The 18,212-nt window shown below is 67.4% G+C and carries 18 protein-coding genes; 15 read left to right on the forward strand and 3 right to left on the reverse strand.

Annotation, left to right across the window (positions count from 1 at the left end):
- The 5 genes from VGV60_15495 to VGV60_15515 all read left to right on the forward strand — a co-directional run.
- Positions 1-497: FAD:protein FMN transferase (locus VGV60_15495; GenBank protein HEV8702678.1), on the forward strand; the 497-nt coding region annotated here is incomplete at its 5' end.
- A 65-nt stretch (positions 498-562) separates the two neighbouring features.
- Positions 563-2,026, forward strand: coding sequence for a hypothetical protein (locus VGV60_15500; GenBank protein HEV8702679.1), 1,464 nt, complete (start codon positions 563-565; stop codon positions 2,024-2,026).
- Complete coding sequence (locus tag VGV60_15505) at positions 2,026-2,595, forward strand: FMN-binding protein (protein HEV8702680.1); 570 nt, start codon at positions 2,026-2,028, stop codon at positions 2,593-2,595. Before VGV60_15500 ends, VGV60_15505 begins: the two co-directional genes overlap by 1 nt.
- Positions 2,592-3,080, forward strand: a complete 489-nt coding sequence (locus VGV60_15510; protein ID HEV8702681.1) for a hypothetical protein — start codon at positions 2,592-2,594, stop codon at positions 3,078-3,080. The genes VGV60_15505 and VGV60_15510 overlap by 4 nt, the downstream gene beginning before the upstream one ends.
- An 81-nt stretch (positions 3,081-3,161) precedes the next feature.
- Positions 3,162-4,541 carry a tetratricopeptide repeat protein gene (locus VGV60_15515; protein HEV8702682.1) on the forward strand — a complete coding sequence of 460 codons (1,380 nt, stop codon included), beginning with the start codon at positions 3,162-3,164 and terminating at the stop codon, positions 4,539-4,541.
- A 33-nt stretch (positions 4,542-4,574) separates the two neighbouring features.
- On the opposite strand, the gene VGV60_15520 is transcribed toward VGV60_15515, so the two are convergent.
- Both VGV60_15520 and pgeF read right to left on the reverse strand, forming a co-directional pair.
- Positions 4,575-5,189 carry a D-sedoheptulose 7-phosphate isomerase gene (locus VGV60_15520; protein HEV8702683.1) on the reverse strand — a complete coding sequence of 205 codons (615 nt, stop codon included), beginning with the start codon at positions 5,187-5,189 and terminating at the stop codon, positions 4,575-4,577.
- Complete coding sequence (gene pgeF, locus VGV60_15525; protein HEV8702684.1) at positions 5,186-5,986, reverse strand: peptidoglycan editing factor PgeF; 801 nt, start codon at positions 5,984-5,986, stop codon at positions 5,186-5,188. Before pgeF ends, VGV60_15520 begins: the two co-directional genes overlap by 4 nt.
- A 182-nt stretch (positions 5,987-6,168) precedes the next feature.
- Between pgeF and yajC the strand changes: the two genes are divergently transcribed.
- From yajC to VGV60_15550, 5 genes are all read left to right on the forward strand, one after another.
- The gene (gene yajC / locus VGV60_15530; protein HEV8702685.1) at positions 6,169-6,498 is read left to right on the forward strand and encodes a preprotein translocase subunit YajC; all 330 of its coding nucleotides are present in this window, start codon (positions 6,169-6,171) and stop codon (positions 6,496-6,498) included.
- 58 nt (positions 6,499-6,556) lie between these two features.
- Entirely contained in the window at positions 6,557-8,155 is a 1,599-nt protein-coding gene (gene secD / locus VGV60_15535; GenBank protein ID HEV8702686.1) for a protein translocase subunit SecD, read from the forward strand.
- 8 nt (positions 8,156-8,163) lie between these two features.
- Positions 8,164-9,324: a protein translocase subunit SecF gene (gene secF, locus VGV60_15540; GenBank protein HEV8702687.1), complete on the forward strand. Its 1,161-nt coding sequence runs from the start codon at positions 8,164-8,166 to the stop codon at positions 9,322-9,324.
- A gap of 202 nt (positions 9,325-9,526) precedes the next feature.
- Positions 9,527-11,674, forward strand: a complete 2,148-nt coding sequence (locus VGV60_15545; protein HEV8702688.1) for a bifunctional (p)ppGpp synthetase/guanosine-3',5'-bis(diphosphate) 3'-pyrophosphohydrolase — start codon at positions 9,527-9,529, stop codon at positions 11,672-11,674.
- A 14-nt stretch (positions 11,675-11,688) separates the two neighbouring features.
- Positions 11,689-12,066: a RidA family protein gene (locus VGV60_15550; protein HEV8702689.1), complete on the forward strand. Its 378-nt coding sequence runs from the start codon at positions 11,689-11,691 to the stop codon at positions 12,064-12,066.
- A gap of 57 nt (positions 12,067-12,123) precedes the next feature.
- On the opposite strand, the gene rpmB is transcribed toward VGV60_15550, so the two are convergent.
- Complete coding sequence (rpmB, locus tag VGV60_15555) at positions 12,124-12,342, reverse strand: 50S ribosomal protein L28 (protein ID HEV8702690.1); 219 nt, start codon at positions 12,340-12,342, stop codon at positions 12,124-12,126.
- Between the two features lie 311 nt (positions 12,343-12,653).
- Between rpmB and pilM the strand changes: the two genes are divergently transcribed.
- From pilM to pilQ, 5 genes are read left to right on the forward strand one after another with little or no spacing between them, the layout of a single operon-like run.
- Complete coding sequence (gene pilM / locus VGV60_15560) at positions 12,654-13,718, forward strand: type IV pilus assembly protein PilM (protein HEV8702691.1); 1,065 nt, start codon at positions 12,654-12,656, stop codon at positions 13,716-13,718.
- Positions 13,715-14,323, forward strand: coding sequence for a PilN domain-containing protein (locus VGV60_15565; GenBank protein ID HEV8702692.1), 609 nt, complete (start codon positions 13,715-13,717; stop codon positions 14,321-14,323). The genes pilM and VGV60_15565 overlap by 4 nt, the downstream gene beginning before the upstream one ends.
- A 9-nt stretch (positions 14,324-14,332) precedes the next feature.
- Positions 14,333-14,902, forward strand: coding sequence for a type 4a pilus biogenesis protein PilO (pilO, locus tag VGV60_15570; GenBank protein HEV8702693.1), 570 nt, complete (start codon positions 14,333-14,335; stop codon positions 14,900-14,902).
- A complete protein-coding gene (locus VGV60_15575) occupies positions 14,899-15,453 on the forward strand; it encodes a hypothetical protein (protein ID HEV8702694.1) in 555 nt (184 codons plus the stop codon). The genes pilO and VGV60_15575 overlap by 4 nt, the downstream gene beginning before the upstream one ends.
- A complete protein-coding gene (gene pilQ, locus VGV60_15580) occupies positions 15,450-18,056 on the forward strand; it encodes a type IV pilus secretin PilQ (GenBank protein HEV8702695.1) in 2,607 nt (868 codons plus the stop codon). The genes VGV60_15575 and pilQ overlap by 4 nt, the downstream gene beginning before the upstream one ends.
- Positions 18,057-18,212: the final 156 nt, after the last annotated feature.

An 18,212-nucleotide genomic window follows, 5' to 3' on the forward strand; every position in this document is an offset into this window, starting at 1 on the left:
TCGCCCTCGACGCCGCGGCGCGCATCCTGGAGCGGCACCACGTGCGGGTCGCGCTCCTCGATTTCGGCGGCCAGGTGCTGGCCATGGGACGGCCGCGGGGCTCCGCGGGCTGGCCGGTCGGCATCGCCGACCCGCTCGATCGCGACGTCCCGGTCGCGGTCATTTCCGGTTCGGACGTCTCGATCTCCACGTCCGGCAACGGGGAGCGTTCGGCCGCCGGTCCGGAGGGGCCGATCGGTCACATTCTGGATCCCGTGTCGAAGAGGTCGGCGGCCTTCCAGGGATCTGTGACCGTGGTGGCGGTGGACGGCACGTCGGCCGACGCCCTCTCGACGGCGCTGTTCGTGATGGGACCGGACGAAGGGCCCCGCTGGGCGGACGGGCGTCGCATCGCGGCCTTGTACCTCTGGCGCGATCCGGACGGGTCGCTCGGCCGGAGAGCGACACGCGCGTTCGACGAGAGCTTTCCCGGATGGTCCGGGTCGATCGAGCACTGAACCCCCATGGGGCCCGGCCGACGGCACGGACGGCGGCCCTTGACCGGAAGAACAAAGGAGCGATCGTGACCACGACAGTCGACACTCGAACGCGAACCACCCCTCGACGTCCCCTCGGCCGTTTCATCCTGGCCGCCCTCGTCGCGCTTTCGGCTGCGGCCGCCCTGGGCTCCCGTCAGGTCCTGGCGGCCGCCGCGGCCGAGAGCGCTTCCGAGACGAAAGGGGTCGAAGCCCGCCTGGCGGAGCTCGAGGCGCTGGTGGCGACGCTGCGCGCGGAGATCCAGGTCCTGCGCGATTCCATGGCGGGTGCGGCGCCGGCCGGATCGCCGGCGACCCTGGCGGAGATGCAGAAGCGCATGGACGCGCTGGCGCAGGAGATCGAGCGCCTGCGCATCGGCGAGGCGGCGGCGCCCGCGGCCGGAACGACGATCGCCGGCTTCGGGCCCGCGGCCGCGAAGGTCTACGGGATACGGCGCGGCGTGTCGATCGGCGGGTATGGCGAGATGCTCTACCAGAACTTCGATCCGCGAGCCGACGACGGAACGCAATCCGGAGAAACCGACACCGCCGACCTGCTGCGCGCCGTCTTCTATTTCGGCTACAAGTTTTCCGATCATCTGCTGTTCAACTCGGAGATCGAGTTCGAGCACGCCGTGGCGGGCGACGGCGCACCGGGCGAGGCGGCCGTGGAGTTCGCCTACCTCGACTACCGTCCCCGGCGGGCCTTCGGGCTGCGGGGCGGACTGCTCCTCGTGCCCATGGGATTCATCACCGAGCTGCACGAGCCCCCCATCTTCCTCGGCGCGCGCCGTCCGGAGGTCGAGCGCGTGATCCTCCCGTCGACCTGGCGCGAGAACGGGTTCGGGGTGTATGGGGACGCGGGGCCGTTCTCCTACCGCGCCTATCTGATCGCCAGCCTGAACGCTTCGGGGTTCACCCCCGACGAGGGGATCCGCGAGGGGCGGCAGGAGGGGGCCGAGTCGCTGGCGCGGGATACGGCGCTCGTCGTTCGAGGGGACTTCACGCCTGTGCCGGGGCTGCTGCTCGGCACATCGGCCTTCGCCGGGGACACGGGCCAGGGGGACGCGTCCATCGGCGGCGCCCGCCTGACCCTGTGGGACGCCCACGCGGAGTGGCGGACGCACGGCGTTCAGGTGCGGGGCGTCTGCGCGCGCGGACACCTCGAGGACGCCGGGGCGGTCAGCCTGTCGATCGATCCCTCGGGACTGACGGCCATAGGCAGTCGCTCGCGGGGATGGTACGGTGAGGTGGCCTGGAACGTCCTGTCCCTCCTGGGCAAGGGAGACCGCGATCTGAGTCCGTTCGTGCGGTACGAGGCGCTGGACACGCAGGCGTCCGTGGCGACCGGCTTCGCGCGGGACCCGGTGAACGACCGGACCATCACGACGTACGGCGTCACCTGGAAGCCGATTCCGAACGTGGCGATCAAGGTCGATTTCCAGGATGCAGCCAACCGTGCCGGGACGGCGGTGGACCAGTGGAACCTCGCGCTGGGATATCTCTTCTGATGCGGAACCTCGCGGTGTGCGCCCTCCTTCTTGGTCTGGTGGCAGGCCAGGCCGAGGCCCGCGTCTACCTGACCGTGCCGAAGGCGCTGGACGCCGCCTTTCCTCCGCCGGCCAGGGTGGAGCGCCGGACCCTCTACCTGGACGAGGCACAGACCAAGCGCGCCGCGGAAGCGGCCGGGGCCCCGGTCGAAAGCCGCGTCCTGCCGTACTACGTGGGCAGCCGCGACGGCCGCGTCACCGGGTACGCCTACTTCGACACGCACCTGGTGCGGACCCTCCCGGAGACCATCCTGATCCTCGTGGCGCCGGATGGGAAGGTGGCGCGTATCGACGTCGTGTCGTTCGACGAACCCGAGGACTACCTGCCGTCGAGTCGCTGGCTGCAGCAGTTCCCCGGCAGGCGGCTGGAGGACCTCGGAGTCCGCCAGGGGATCCGCGCCCTGAGCGGAGCGACCCTCTCGTCGCGCGCCGTCACCCAGGCGGTCCGGCGGGTCCTGGCCCTGCACCGCCTGTTCGTGGCGCCGGGCGCCGCCACGGCGGACGGCGTCTCGGGCGAGACGCCACGGTGAGCCCGTTCGAGCGCACGCTCCTCCACGCCTCGACCTGGCTCGTGGCCTTGAGCGGAAGCGTCTACTTCTTCATGAAGTACGTGATGACCGGGGGCGATCCGTACAGCGTCATCCACCATCCCCTCCAGCCGCATGCGCTCTCGCTGCACGTCCTGTCGGCCCCGATCCTGGTCTTCTCCCTGGGCCTGATCGCGCGCGATCACATCCTCGGCTACCTCCTCGAATCGCGCCAGCGCCGCGGGCGTGCCACGGGGATTCTCGCCGTGTCCCTGGCGGCCCCGATGATCGTCTCCGGCTACCTGATGCAGGTCTTGACCGATCCGGTCCCGCGCCGGATCCTGTCCATCATCCATCTGGCGGGTGGAGCCCTCTACGTCGTGCTGTTCGTGGGTCACCTCGTCGCCTCCCGGAACGGGCGACGGGGAGCCAACGGCAGCGGTGCGGGACGTCCGCGGAACCGGCGGCTCGTCCGGGCGCTGCCTTGATTGTCCGGGAGGACGGGGTATAGGATCGTACTCCCGGCTTCAGGCGACGGGCCGGCCGGCCGGACCCCTGGAGGGCGAACCATGAGATCGACGAAACGAACGCTTCTGATGCTGGCTCTCGGACTGGCTCTGGCGTCGGCCGCCGCGCCGCTCGACCCGGCGCACGCAGAGGCGATCACCCGGGTGCGCGGGACCATCAAGGACGTGAACGGCAAGCCGATGCCCAAGATCAAGGTCTTCTTCGAGGCCGCCGACATCAAGAGGAAGATCGGCCCCGTCACAACGAACAAGGAGGGGGTGTACGTCATCGCCACTCTCGACATCTCGGTGGCGAAGAAATGGCGTGTCATCCCCGATCTGCCCGGGTACAAGACGGTCAAGATCCACTACGAGATCTTCGATTCCGAGAAACAGGAGCGGGGAAGCGGTGACAACATCCCGGGATCCAAGCAGGAGTACCCGGAACTCTCGTTCGCGCTCGTCGGGGACCTGGGCCGGAACCTCGTCGATTTCGTGGTCGCCAAGGACTCGGAGTTCCTGGCGGCCGTCCAGGCGGAGAAGAAGGCGAGAGAGGCGGCCGCTTCGGGCGGCGCGGTCGCGGCCCCCGCGGGGACGACGTCCGCGGACCCCGCGGTGGCGGGGAGCGCGCCCGGCGCGGCCGCTGCACCCGGGGCGCCGGCCGGTCCGGCGGTCTCGGGCGAGTCGCTGACCAAGGCGAAGCAGCTCGCCGACGCGGGCCGGCACCCGGAGGCCATCGAGCTCTACAAGGCCTTCCTGACGAAGGACCCGACCGGGAATCCCGCCGTCTACTACTATCTCGGCAAGAGCCTGTTCGAGACCAAGGACGACCAGGCGGCGGAGCAGGCATTCCGCAAGGCGAGCGAGCTGAAGCCCGACATGAAGTACGCGCACTTCTTCCTCGGAAACATTCATCTCCGGGGCGACCGTTTCGTGGAAGCGGCCGCCGAGTATGAGAAGGAGACCACCCTGGCCCCCGACAACGACCGGGTGTGGTTCCAGCTGGGGCAGGCTCTGGCGCGGGCGGGGCAGGACGACAAGGCCCTCGAGGCGCTGGAAAAAGCCAGCGCCATCGATCCCTCGAAATCCGACGCCTACATGGAGATGGCCGCGATCTACGAGAAGAAGAAGGACCGCGCGAAGGCGGACGAGGCCTACCAGAAAGTCATCGCGCTCGATCCGAAGAACGCCGCGTCCTCCTTCTTCAACATCGGCGTGCATGCCTGGAACGAGAACCACGACCGCGAGGCGGCCCAGGCGTTCCGGAAGGCGATCGAAGTCGATCCCTCCTACGCGGCGGCCCATCGCGAGCTGGCGCGCACCCTCACCCGGATGCAGGACTTCGACGGCGCCGTCAAGCACTACGAGCAGTACCTGAAGCTCAGCCCCGGAGCCCCCGACGCCAAGGAAATCAAGGAGATGATCGTCGCGCTGAAGGGGTGAGCGCCCCGGGCAAGGGGGCGCGGAGTCCAGTCCTCAGGCGTGCGGGACGAACGCCTCGTCCACCAGCTCGCAGAGGACGTGGCCGACGAGGATGTGGACCTCCTGGATGCGCGCGGTCGTCCCGGAGGGGACCGAGACCAGGTGATCGCAGAGCGCCTGGAGCGGTGCCCGCCGCCCGCCCGTGAGTCCCACCGTCACCAGTCCCCTGGCCCGCGCCGTGCGCAGGCCTTCCAGAACATTGGCGGAGCTCCCGGACGTGCTGATCCCGACCGCCACGTCCCCCGGGCGGCCCAGGGCCTCGACCTGCCGCGAGAAGATCCGCGTGAAATCCTGGTCGTTCCCGATGCTGGTGAGGACGGAGGTGTCGGTGGTGAGCGCCAGGGCAGGGAGCCCCGGCCGGTCCACGACGAATCGATTGACGAACTCGGCCGCAAGGTGTTGAGCATCGGCGGCGCTGCCGCCGTTGCCGAAGAAGAGGAGCGTGCGTCCGGCGCGCAGAGCCGCGATGAACGTCTCCGCGATCCGCTCGACCACGCCGGTCCCGGTCTCGAAGAAGATCCGGGCGGCCTCGGCGTGCTCGCGATGAGCCCTCTGGATGCGTGAGGCGGCGTCCCCGCCGGAGTCCGCCCCCTGCTTCGGCCTCGTCATGTCGTGTCCTGCCGCGCGCTCTTCCAGGCGATGATGCCTGCCATGCGGCCGGCGCGGCCGCGACCGCGGCGGTAGGACTCCAGCAGGTCCGGCCGGCACATGGTGCACAGGCCGGCCGCCTGGATTCGCCCGACCGGGACACCGGCGGCCTGCGCCTGCAGCCGGTTCGCCTCCACGAGATCGACGCGTTTCCTGGCGCCCGGCAGGATGCAGGCCGCCGCATCCGGGAACGCGGCCAGGAGGGCCTCGCCCACCTCGTCCCCCACCTCGAAACAGCAGCACCCGATGCAGGGCCCGATCGCGACCCGCAGGTCCCCGGGGTCGGCTCCGAATCGCGCGCGCATGACGGCGATGGCGGCGCCGACGATCCCCTTCACCGTCCCCCGCCATCCGGCGTGCACCGCGGCCGCCGAGCGGGTCCTCTCGTCGCAGATGAGAACCGGCACGCAGTCGGCGACCCACACGGCGACCGCGAGGCCCGGCTCGGCGACGACCAGGGCATCCCCCTCGGGCGCGGGCGGCGGAGCGGTTGCGCCGGCGCGCGCCGCGGAGTACGAGCGACCGTCCACGACCGAGACATCCGAGCCGTGAACCTGCCGGAGCGACAGGATCGGGGCGGGGCGTCCCAGAGCCTCGGCCAGCGCCTCCGGGGCGGCGGAGCCCCGGACCGTGAACAGGTGGGCGAGTCCCTCGACCTGGGAGAGGATCGGCACCTCGATCCGGCGCGCGGGGCCGGATCCCACGAGGCTCGCCGCGTCCGTCGGACTGCGGGCTGTGGCGGCGCGGGCGATCGGCATGGCGGATTGCATAGTAGGCGAGTGGATGCTGCCTTGACAAGCCCGACCGCTTCGGGCAATCTTGCGGGCCGCAGCGGGGGTCAAGGACTGCCCGGGCGACCGTGCGGCCCGGATGTGGGGCGCGGGCGACGAGGGGGTGTCAACCCCTCCTTTTTTTGTCGGACGAAGGGAGGTCTGTCAAGGTGCTGGTCTGGGGATTCATGGCGCCGCCGCCGGGGCAGGGTCAGACCAACGCCTGGCTGCAGATGGTCCCGCTCGTCGTCATCTTCGTCATTTTCTACTTCCTGCTGATCCGACCGGCCAGGACCAGACAGAAACAGGTTCAGAAGATGCTGGACTCGCTCAAGACCGGCGACAAGGTCGTCACCTCGGGAGGGCTCCTGGGGACGGTGGTCGGACTCGACACGGGCATCGTGCAGCTCCGGATCTCCGACAAGGTCAAGGTGGACGTCACGCGGAGCTCGATCGTAGGTCTGCAGGACCAGGAAACGTCCGCCCGGACGGAATCGTGAGCCGGGCCCGCGAAGTGCCTTCAGGCGCGCGGCACCCGGCGCCGCGGCCGGGAGCACGATGAATCTCGACATTCGCTGGCGCCTTCTCATCACCCTCGCGATTGTGGTCGTGTCCTGCCTGGTCCTCTATCCGCCGGCCGGGAAGATCCATCTGGGCCTGGACCTGAAGGGCGGCATCCACATGGTGATGCGCGTGAAGACGGACGATGCCGTCCGGGCGGAGATCGATCTGTCGCAGGAGCGCATCCGCGCGGCCCTGGGGGAGAAGGGCCTGGCGCCGCAGCGCGTTGCACCCGACGGAATCAACGCCCTGCTCCTGGACGGCGTCGATCCGGCGCGCACCGGAGAGGTCCGGGATCTCCTGGGGCGGCAGTTCCCGCAATTCCAGATTTCGGCTCCCGGGCCGGGCAGCCTGCGGGCCCAATTGAAGCCGGCCGATGAAGCGGGCATCCGCGATTCCGCGGTCCGGCAGGCCCTGGAGACCATCCGCACGCGCGTCGACCGCTTCGGAGTCGCCGAGCCCACCATCCAGCGGCAGGGGACGGGGGCGCGCGCCGACCGCATCCTGGTCCAGCTTCCGGGGGTCGAGGATCCGGAGCGGGTCAAGGACCTCATCGGCTCGCCGGCCTTCCTGGAATGGAAGCTGGTGAAGGTTCCGCCCGGCGTCGTGGCGGACCAGTTCCGGCCACCGGACAATGCGGAGGCGCTGGCCAAGATGTTCGGCGGCACGCTCCCCGAAGACGTGGAGGCCCTGCCTCAGGACCTGGTCGGCCAGGACGGCAAGCCGCTCCAGGTCTTCTGGCCGGTCACGAAGAACTCGCCGATCACCGGGAATGATCTGAAGAACGCGCGCCGCGACCAGGATCGTTTCGGCGGGCCGGCGGTCAATTTCCTGCTGACGGCGGACGCCGGGAGGCGCTTCCAGGACCTGACGCGCAAGAACCAGGGGCAGCTTCTCGCCATCCTCCTGGACCGGAAGATCATCTCCGCGCCGCGCATCAACGCCGTCATCGCGGACTCGGGGATCATCGAGGGGGGCAACTTCACGCTGGAAAGCTCCGAGGACCTGGCGCTCAAGCTGCGCTCCGGAGCGCTTCCCGCCGGCATGGAGGTCCTCGAGGAGCGCACCGTCGGACCGTCGCTCGGCGCCGACTCGGTCCGGCAAGGCATCGTCGCGTCGATCATCGGGTCGATTCTCGTCGTGCTCTTCATGCTGGTGTACTACAGGATGTCCGGCGCGAACGCGGTGTTTGCGCTGGCATGCAACGTCCTGATCCTGCTGTCGGCCATGGCCTACTTCAAATCGACCCTGACCCTGCCCGGAATCGCCGGGATCGCGCTCACCATCGGCATGGCGGTCGACGCCAACGTGCTGGTCTTCGAGCGCATCCGCGAGGAGATGCGCAACGGGCGGACCGTGAAGGCGTCGATCGGCGCCGGGTTCGAGAAGGCGCTCACCACCATCGTCGACAGCAACCTGACGACGCTCATTCCGGCGTTCTTCCTGTACGCCAAGGGGACCGGTCCGGTGCGCGGCTTCGCCCTGACCCTGAGCGTCGGCATCCTGGCCAACCTGTTCACGGCCGTGTTCGTGTCGCGCGCCCTGTTCGATGCGCTTCTGACTCTCCGGCCGAGGATGGACCGGCTGAGCATCTGAGGAACGGCATGCTGCAGGTCTTCACGAACGCCAATTTCCGGATGATGTACGGCACCAAGTGGTACTTCATCGCCATTTCCGCGTGCGCCATTCTCGTCTCGGCCTGGGCCATGGCGACCCACGGCTTCAACCTCGGGATCGACTTCGCCGGCGGTACGGCGGTGCAGGTCAAGTTCCTCGAGCCGCCGCGCGTCGAGGAGCTCCGGGCCGCGCTGGAGACCTCCGGCCTGGGAGACGTCAACATCCAGAAGATCGGCAATGCCGACGACAACGAGGTGCTGATCCGGGTCGAGCAGCAGCGGGGGGTGGAGGCGACGGCCGGAGGCGAGGGGGGAGAGATCAGCACGCGCATTCTGGAGGCGCTGAAGACGCCCGACGAGCGCTCCGCGACCCAGGCGGGAAAAATCGATCTGAACATGGCGTCCCGCACGACGCTCCAGGAATGGCTCGGCACGCGCCTGCCGAACGCGGCGGAGGTCGCCGACGCCGTGGTCCGCTACCGCACGGAGCACAAGGGACTCCTGTCGTCGCCGGCGGAGATTGCCGCGATCCCTGGCGTGACGCCGGAAGCGGCCTCCCTTCTTGCCTCCCAGTCGATCGTCGGCCGTTTCGCGCTCCGGAGCGTGGAGTTCGTCGGACCGACGGCCGGCAAGGAGCTCCTGCAGAACACGGCGTGGCTGATCCTGCTGTCGATCCTGGGGATTCTGATCTACGTCTGGTTCCGCTTTCACAAGTGGATGTGGGGGGTCACGTCGGTCATCGCGCTCATGCACGACGTGTTCATCGCCGCCGGCATGATCTCCCTGACGGGGAAGGAGTTTTCCCTGACGGTGGTCGCGGCCCTCCTGACCATCCTCGGGTACTCGATCAACGACACCATCGTGGTGTTCGACCGCATCCGGGAGAACCTGCGCCTCTACCGCGAGCACGAATTCGAGGACATCGTCAACGCCTCGGTGAACCAGACGCTCAGCCGGACGATGCTCACCTCCCTCAGCCTGCTGATGGCCCTCGTGGCGCTCCTCATGTTTGGCGGCGACAAGCTCAACCCGATGTCGTTCTGCCTGCTCGTGGGGGTCGCGTTCGGCACGTATTCCTCGGTGTTCGTCGCCGCCGCCCTGCTGGTCGTCGCCTACCGCCGGTTCGGCCTTAAATACGTCAAATCCTGAGGTCCGCCCGCGGACCTGACCTGAACCGGGGCCGCGGCCCCAGGCCCGGCCGCCCGTGTCGCAGCGGGTGGAGCGGGAAGGGTCGGCGGGCGTCTTTTTGTTATACTTCCCTATCCGTGGCGAGTGCCGCCAGTCTGCGCGAACCCCCCCGCACGACCAGGGACAACGGACGGGAAGCGGCGCTCCCGGCGCTGGGAATCCGATGATTCGCTTCGAGGACATCCAGGAGAAGATCGAGGCTTACATGCCGGCGGCCGATCTCGAGCTGCTGCGCAAGGCCTACGTCTTTTCCGCCAAGGAGCACAAGGGCCAGACGCGCTCGTCCGGCGAGCCGTACCTCATTCACCCCCTGTCGGTCGCCTACATCCTCGCCGACCTCAAGCTCGACATGACCTGTGTCGTCGCCGGCCTCCTGCACGACGTCCTCGAGGACACCCTGACGACGCGCGAGGCGGTGGAGGAGCACTTCGGCCGCGACATCGCCCACGTGGTGGAGGGCCTGACCAAGATCGCCCGGATCAGCTTCAATTCCAAGGAGCAGCAGCAGGCCGAGAGCTTCCGCAAGATGATGCTGGCGATGGTCGACGACATCCGGGTCGTCCTGGTCAAGCTGGCCGACCGGCTGCACAACATGCGCACGCTCGAGCATCTCTCGCCGCGCCAGCAGGAGCGCATCGCGCGCGAGACACTCGACATCTACGCTCCGATCGCCAACCGCCTCGGCATGGCCAAGGTCAAGAACGAGCTGGAGGACCTGGCGCTGAAGTACCTCGATCCCGCGGGGTTCCAGAGCCTGGTGCAGGCGATGGAGGAGAAGCGCAAGCTGACCGACGAGTTCATCAGGGAGATCCAGACGACGCTCAGGTCCGAGCTCGACAAGGCGGGGATTGCCTGCGACATCTACGGCCGGCGCAAGCACCTGCACAGCATCTACAGGAAGATCAAGCGCCAGCGGATCGAGGTGGGGGAAGTGTACGACTACCTGGCCTTCCGGATCCTGACGGGGAGCGTCAAGGACTGTTACGGGGCCCTCGGGATCATCCACGGGATGTGGCGCCCGGTGCCGGGGCGGATCAAGGACTTCATCGCCATGCCGAAGCCGAACATGTACCAGTCCCTGCATACGTCGGTGATCAGCGACAAGGGCGTGCCGTTCGAGGTCCAGATCCGCACCCACGAGATGCACCGGGTGGCCGAGGAGGGGATCGCGGCCCACTGGAAGTACAAGGAGGGGAAGGGGAGCAAGGAGAGCGACGCCAACATCCAGTGGCTGCGCCAGATCATGGAATGGCAGCAGGACCTCAAGGACCCGCGCGAGTTCCTCAGCATGGTCAAGGTCGACCTCTATCCCGACGAGGTCTACTGCTTCACCCCGCAGGGACAGGTCAAGTCGTTCCCGCGCGGGGCCACGCCGATCGATTTCGCCTACTCGGTGCACACCGAGGTGGGCCATCGGTGCGTCGGGGGCCGGATCAACGGCAAGCTGGTGCCCCTGCGCACGGAGCTGAAGAACGGCGACATCGTGGAGATCCTGACCTCGCCGAACCACCATCCGAGCCAGGACTGGCTGACGATCGCGAAGACATCGCGGGCCCGCGCCAAGATCCGGCAGTGGCTCAACATCGACCGGCGCAACCGCTCGATCGACCTCGGAAAGACCGTCGCCGACCGCGAGTTCAAGAGATACCGCCTCAACCTGCGCAAGCACCAGGGGGAAGGGGGGCGCCTCAAGGCGGTGCTGCACGAGATGGCCTGCGCCAGCCTGGACGACTTCTACGCCGCCGTGGGGTACGGCAAGCTCGCGCCCAGGACGCTCATCGAAAAGCTCGATCCGCAGGCCAAGCCGCACGAGCCCACGGAGGGCCCGATCGCGCATGCCGTCAAGAAGGCCCTGGGCATGTCCGGGAAGAAGGTCACCGTGCGCGGCCTGGACGACGCCCTGATCTCCCTGGCGAGGTGCTGCAATCCGATCCGCGGCGAGGCCATCGTCGGCTACATCACGCGCGGCCGGGGTGTGACCGTGCACAGCGAGCGCTGCCCCAATCTCGAGAAGCTCCTGTACGATCCGGAGCGGCGCATCGAGGTCGCCTGGGAGAGCGCCGACGCCTCGCGCTTCGAGGTCCGGATCACGGTGTTCTCCGAGGACCGGCCCGGCATGCTGGCCAAGATCACGTCCGCCATCGCCGAGTCCAAATCCAACATCAAGAACGTCGAGGCGCGCACCTTCGAGGACCGACGGGGCGAAATCACCCTCATCCTCGACATCGCCGATGTGTCCCACCTCGAGGCGATTCTTGAGAGGGTCAAGGGGATCGACGGCGTGTACCACGTGGAACGGCAGGTCGCATAGGAGCGGACATGAGCATGCGGACGATCAGCACGGACAAGGCACCGAAGGCCATCGGACCGTATTCGCAGGGGATCGCGGCCTCGGGTCTCCTGTTCCTCTCAGGCCAGGTGCCGCTCGATCCGGGGACGGGGCTCCTGGTGCAGGGGACGGTTCAGGAGGAGGTCACGCGCGTCATGGACAACCTGAAGGCGGTGCTCGAGGCGGCCGGATCGGGGCTCGACCGCGTCGTGCGGACCACCGTCTACCTGACGAGCCTGGAGGACTTCGCGGCCATGAACGAGATCTACGCCCGTTACTTCGGGGCGCACCGTCCGGCCCGCTCGACGGTCCAGGTGGCGGCCCTGCCGAAGGGGGCGCGAGTCGAGATCGACGCGATCGCCGTTTTGGCTTGACCCTCTCGCCGGACCCGGCTCAGGGGAGGGGCTTCGGGAGCCGGCCCAGGACGCGGACTAGGGCGCGGCTTTGGCCGATCGCCCGGACGCGGCCTTCACCACGGCCCCCGAGCGCAGGCAGCGCGTGCAGACCTTCATGCGGCGCCGCGTCTTGCCGACGACGACCTTGACCTTCTGGATGTTCGGATACCATACCCGCTGCGAGACGTTGTGCGCGTGGCTGATCTGGTGCCCGTGCACGGGTCCCTTGCCGCAAACCTCACACGAACGGGCCACTCGGTCGTCCTCCTGAGGGGGATCGGAAGGCCTGCACCTTCCGTCGGAAGCGTGGACTCTACCACAGCCCCCCCACTGCGATCAAACCTCTGAAAAAGAGCCACCTGGCATCTCCACCGACAGGTGAGCCCTGCTGGCATATTTCATCCGGGTAAAATGACATATGCGTCATTCTGGTCCATCGTGGGCGTTTTTGGGCCCCCAACTTGCAAAAATGGAGTCGCGGAATATATTGAACTTTCGTGAAAAAGGAGCGCCGGGATCGGTCGGCTGCAACCTGCCGAAACGCCAGAGGTTAAAGGAGCCCCGCGGTGTTTTTCTCAAAGCCAAAGAATCTGGTGGGCCTGGACATCGGTTCGAGCGCCGTCAAGGTCGTGGAACTCAAGGACCTCGGCAAGGGGCGCGGGTATCAGCTACTGAACGTGGCTCTCGAGCGGCTGTCCCCCGAGGCGATCGTGGACGGAGCCATCATGGACGCCGGCCTCGTCGTCGACACGGTCCAGCGGGCTTTCACGTCGCGCAAGATCAAGGGAGGCGACGTGGCGATCGCCCTGTCCGGTCACAGCGTCATCATCAAGAAGATCTCCATCCCGGCGACCTCGGAGGAGGAGCTCGCGGAGGTCATCCCCTGGGAGGCCGAGCAGTACATCCCGTTCGACGTCCAGGACGTCAACCTCGCGTACCAGGTCCTGAAGGGGGCCTCCGGCGGCGAGGGGAACATGGACGTGCTTCTGGTGGCGGCCAAGAAGGACAAGATCAACGACTACACCTCGGTGGTCAGCCAGGCCGGACGGAACCCGGTGGTCGTCGACGTCGACGTGTTCGCCCTGCAGAACTGCTACGAGATGAACTACGACTCGGATCCGGGGGTGGCCCGCGCCCTGGTGAACATCGGGGCCTCCACCACCAACGTCGCCATCCTCAAGGGGGCCACGTCGATCTTCTGGCGCGACATCTCGGTGGGGGGCAACCATTACAACGACGCCATCCGCAAGGAGCTGAACCTGAGCTTCGAGCAGGCCGAGGCGCTGAAGCGCGGCGAGGAGGTCGACGGCATCCCGGTCGAAAACGTCAGCCCGATCATCACCTCCGTGAACGATTTCATCGGCGCCGAGATCCAGAAGACCATCGACTTCTTCAAGAACACCACGCCCGGGGAGAACATCGAGACCCTGATCATCGCCGGCGGCTCGTCTCGCATCCTGCACCTGCGCGAGGCGCTCGCCGAGCGCTTCAGCATCGCCGTGGAGCTCCTCAACCCCTTCAACCGCGTCCAGGTCGGCAAGGGCGTGTCCCCGGAGATGGTTGAAGAGCTCGGCTCGAGCGTGTCGATCGCCGTCGGGCTCGCCGCGCGACGTGTGGGGGACAACCGATGATCAAGATCAACCTCCTCGCCGGAACCGAGAAGGCGAAGGCCCGCGCCGTCAAGACCCCGAGGTTCGAGGGCGTGGGCTCGCTGGGCCAGAACGTCCTGATGTCCGGCGTGGTGATCCTCGCCCTGATGTTCATCGGCTGGCGCTGGTACAGCCTGGAAAGCGAGAGACGGTCCCTGCAGAGCGAGATCGTCAAGGCCCAGGCCGAGAAGGAGCGCCTGCAGGCGATCATCAAGAAGGGGGAGGAGTACAAGGCCAAGAAGGAGCTCCTGGAGCGCAAGATCAGCCTGATCACCCAGCTGAAACGCAACCAGAGCGGTCCCGTGCATCTCCTCGACGAAGTGAGCAAGCAGCTGCCCGACTTCCTCTGGCTGGACACCATGAACGAGTCCGGACAGAGCATCACCATCTCCGGCAAGGCGACGACCTACAACGCGGTGTCGAACTTCTACAACAACCTGACGGGGTCCCGGTACTTCCAGAACGTCGTCCTGGGAGCGATCTCCGCCATCCCCGTCGGCGTGACCTTCTCCCTCACGTGCCAGTTTCTCCCGCATCCGGACGTGCCGGTCGAGGCGAGTGTCGACAGCCCGCCGGCAGGCGGCTAGAGGGCGACGATGGACTTCAAGAAGCTGCCGTTCTGGGGTCAATTCGCGGTGGTCGCCGGCATGGCGATCGCCCTCGTCTCGGTGGCCTTCTGGGCCTACCCGAACTTCTCCGACATGGCCAGGAAGAACGCCGCCTACCGCAGCGAACTCGAGGCGCTGCAGACCGAGATCCGCAAGGGACAGGCGATCGAGGCGAAGCTCCCCGAGTTCGAGAAGGAGATCGAGAACCTCCAGCTCAAGCTCAACGACCTCCTGGCCATCCTGCCGACCGAGCCGGAAACGGGCGAGCTGCTCAAGTGGGTCAAGAACCTGGCCGACCAGTCCAACCTGGATCTGAGACAGTTCAACCCCGGGGCGCTGCGCACCGTGGAGTTCTACAAGGAGTTTCCCATCCTGATGGACGTGGAAGGGGACTACCACGACCTCGGGGTCTTCTTCGATCGCATCAGCAAGTACTCGCGCATCATCAACGTCAGCGGCGTGGCGATCAACGCCGTCGGCGGCGCGACGCATTCGATCCACTCGACCTTCACCGCCACCACCTTCGTCTACGACGACAAGGGAGGAGCGACCCAGTGAGCCGGCACCTGCTCCGTCCTGTCGCCCTGGCCCTCGGCCTGTCTCTCGTTCTCGTCACCGGCGCGCTCGCGGAGGACCCGCCCGCGGCCGCCCCCGCTCCGGAAGGAGCGTCGGCGCCGCAGGGAACCGCGGCGCCCCAGGACACCGAGACGATCAACCGGATCATGCAGGACAACGAGGCGATGCTGAGCGGCCGCGGGTTCACGTATGACCCGGCCGGCCGGCGCGATCCGTTCCGCTCCCTGGTCGACGCCATGAACGCCCTCGGCAAGGGACCCAGGCCCCGGGGCATCGCCGGGATGCTGATTTCCGAGGTCGATCTGGTCGGCATCGTCCAGAAGGGAAAATCCCACATCGCGTTCTTCAACGGCAGCGACAACAAGGGCTATTTCATGAAGGTGGGGGACACCCTTTACGACGGCAAGATCATCCGGATCGATCGCAACACCGGGACGGTCGTGTTCCGCCAGGACATCAACGATCCCCGCAGCATCAAACCATACAGGGACGTATCGAAGAGGCTGACGACAGCGGAGGAGGGTAGCTTATGAGGTACGGGAAGGTCGCGATCCTGATCACGATCGCCGCGGCCGCCCTGCGATGCTCGGGCAATCCGCCCGTCAGCGAGCCGGGTCAGACGGTGCTCAACGCGCCGTCCGCGGTGGTCATCAACGCCATCGACCACCAGGAGACGCCGGCGGGCACCGAGGTTGTCCTGAGGGGCAATTATCCGTTCAGCTACACGTCCTACCAGCCGGATCCGAGGACCCTGGTCCTCGAGCTCCTCGACGTGCATGTCGAGGGGCTGGCGCAGGAGGTCCAGCTGGGGACGCCCCAGGTCGAAGGGGTGCGGGTCAGCTCCGTCGAGAGCGTCGACGGCGGCAAGATCGCCAAGTTCGAGTTCAGGAACGTCCTGGCGTCCCAGCATTCCATCCGACTCGAAGGGCACGATCTCATCGTCGACTTCCCCTCGCTCGGCGAATCGGGGAACGCCCCCGAGGCGCCGGTGGTGGCGGACGAAGGCCAGGCGGCCGGCGAGACGCCCGGGCAGGAAGGCGCGGCTCCGGCCGGAACGTCCCCCTCCGAGAACTCCGAAGGCGCGCCGCTCGAGACCGTGGGGCAGGCGCCCTCGGCCTCCTCGACCGGGACCGGCGAAGCGCAGACGCCCGCGGAATCGGGCGCCCCCGCTGTGGCAGAGGCCCCGTCCGCCGATCGTTCGAGCGCTCAGCCCGTCAAGGTGACGCGCGGCACGGCGCCGGGCGGCGCCCGCGCGAAGGCTCTCCTGGCAGTGGAGGCTCGCGGAGACGACGCCGGTCGCACCGTCGTCCTGACTGCAGACGGGGGACTGGCGCACGAGCACTTCGAGCTGAAGAACCCGCCGCGCCTCGTCCTCGATCTCGTCGGCGTGGTGGACAAGACCTCGACCAAGACGGTGGCGGTCGGGTCCGGCGGCCTGTCGCGGGTGAGGGTGGCCCAGTTCGCGACGCGGCCGAAGCCGGTCGTGCGCGTGGTCCTCGACATGACCAGACCGCAGCCCTACGCGATCGTGCCGACCGAGAACGGGCTGGTCGTCGACTTCACGGAAGAGGGCGTGCGACACGCCCTCGAGACCGGATCGCAGCCTCAACCGGAGCCGGCGGCGGCGGTGGCCGCCGAGACGCCGGCCGGGACGGTCGCCGGCGCGGATCAGGGGGCGGCGACGTCCTCTCCGGCCGAAGCAGGAGCCGCGTCCGAGACGGTGCCGGTCCCCGAGACCGGAGAGCCGGCCGAGGTCCCGTCCGCCGAGAAGCCGGTCAACCCCCTGGTGGCCGCGGGCGGCGTGAAGTTCGAGCCCCGCCCGGCCGGCCAGGAAGTGGCCTTCCGGCCCACGGAGCGGGACGCGAGCGGGAACGTGATCATTTCCCAGGGCAACCGGTTCCGCTCCCGCGCCATCTCCGACACCGGACCCAAGTACACGGGGAAGCGCATCTCGCTGAACTTCAAGGATGCGGACCTGAAGGACGTGTTCCGGCTGTTCCACGAGATCACCGGGTACAACATCGTCCTGGACCCGGCCGTCGCCGGGACCCTGACGATCGTCCTGGAGAACGTCCCGGAGGACCAGGCGCTCGACATCATCCTGAAGAACAACGGGCTGGACAAGGTGTTCGAGAACAACGTCATCCGCATCGCCACCACGCAGAAGCTGGCGTCGGAGGCGGCCGCCAGGAAGGCGCTCCTCGAAGCGCAGGAGCTCGAGGAGGAGCCGATCACCTTCACGCGCAGCCTGTCGTACGCCAAGGCCGAGCAGGTCACGCCCATCATCAAGAAGATCATGTCGAAGAGGGGCGAGGTCATCATGGATGCGCGAACCAATACGCTCATCATCAGCGATCTGCGCGACCGGCAGGACCCGATCAACCGCCTGATCGACACCCTCGACGAGCAGACGCCGCAGGTCGTGATCGAGGCGCGCATCGTCGAGACCGACCGCGAGTTCGAACGCGACCTGGGTGTCCTCTGGGGAGCTCAGAAGCGCACCACGATTCGCGGCAGGCAGACCGACCTGTCGTACGACGTGAACCTGGAATCGCCGGTCACGGCCGGCACACTGGGGATCTCCTATGGGAGCCTGGCCCTGGACGGATTCCACCTGCAAATGACTCTCGAAGCCTTCGAGCTGAACGGCGACGTCAAGGTCCTGTCGTCTCCGCGCATCGCCACGCAGAACAACCAGAAGGCGGTGATCGAGCAGGGCGTGCAGATCCCGGTCGTCAGCACCACGGCGACCCAGATCAACGTCGAGTTCATCTCCGCCTCCCTGAAGCTGGAAGTGACCCCGCAGATCACCAAGGAGGGTACGGTCATCATGGACATCCGGGTGGACAATTCGTCTCCCGACTTCGTGAACCGCGTGGGGGATGTGCCTCCGATCATCACCGAGCGCGCCCAGACGCAGATTCTCGTCACCGACGGGGGCACGGCGGTCATCGGCGGCATCTTCAAGCTGAACGACTCGGTCACCCAGGCGAGCGTCCCGGGTCTCGGGAAGATCCCGGGTCTCGGCTGGCTGTTCAAGAACAAGTCGGTCAATCGGAAGAACACCGAGCTGCTGATCTTCATCACGCCACGGATCGCGAAGAAGGCGGAGGCGCCTCAGGAGGCCCGGCAGTGACCGGTGAGGGGGGCGTCTCCCTCTGCCTTGCGGTCCCTGTCCGAATCGTCCCCTAGTGTGCTCTTCCGGTCCGGAATTGCAGCGCCCCCGCGAAGGCGGGGGCGCTTCGTTTTTGACAACCCTTTCCATCATTTCCTATAATCACTCCGACGCGGC

The organism is Candidatus Polarisedimenticolia bacterium (assembly GCA_036001465.1).
GTDB lineage: Bacteria > Acidobacteriota > Polarisedimenticolia > Gp22-AA2 > Gp22-AA2 > Gp22-AA3.

Excerpts from the sequence above, each read along its gene's own strand:
- pilQ (HEV8702695.1), top strand. The coding sequence starts at position 15,450 with ATGAGGTACGGGAAGGTCGCGATCCTGATCACGATCGCCGCGGCCGCC.
- VGV60_15550 (HEV8702689.1), top strand. The coding sequence starts at position 11,689 with ATGCGGACGATCAGCACGGACAAGGCACCGAAGGCCATCGGACCGTAT.
- pgeF (HEV8702684.1), bottom strand. The coding sequence starts at position 5,986 with ATGCCGATCGCCCGCGCCGCCACAGCCCGCAGTCCGACGGACGCGGCG.
- VGV60_15520 (HEV8702683.1), bottom strand. The coding sequence starts at position 5,189 with ATGACGAGGCCGAAGCAGGGGGCGGACTCCGGCGGGGACGCCGCCTCA.
- VGV60_15515 (HEV8702682.1), top strand. The coding sequence starts at position 3,162 with ATGAGATCGACGAAACGAACGCTTCTGATGCTGGCTCTCGGACTGGCT.
- VGV60_15545 (HEV8702688.1), top strand. The coding sequence starts at position 9,527 with ATGATTCGCTTCGAGGACATCCAGGAGAAGATCGAGGCTTACATGCCG.
- VGV60_15505 (HEV8702680.1), top strand. The coding sequence starts at position 2,026 with ATGCGGAACCTCGCGGTGTGCGCCCTCCTTCTTGGTCTGGTGGCAGGC.
- secD (HEV8702686.1), top strand. The coding sequence starts at position 6,557 with ATGAATCTCGACATTCGCTGGCGCCTTCTCATCACCCTCGCGATTGTG.
- VGV60_15565 (HEV8702692.1), top strand. The coding sequence starts at position 13,715 with ATGATCAAGATCAACCTCCTCGCCGGAACCGAGAAGGCGAAGGCCCGC.
- pilO (HEV8702693.1), top strand. The coding sequence starts at position 14,333 with ATGGACTTCAAGAAGCTGCCGTTCTGGGGTCAATTCGCGGTGGTCGCC.
- secF (HEV8702687.1), top strand. The coding sequence starts at position 8,164 with ATGCTGCAGGTCTTCACGAACGCCAATTTCCGGATGATGTACGGCACC.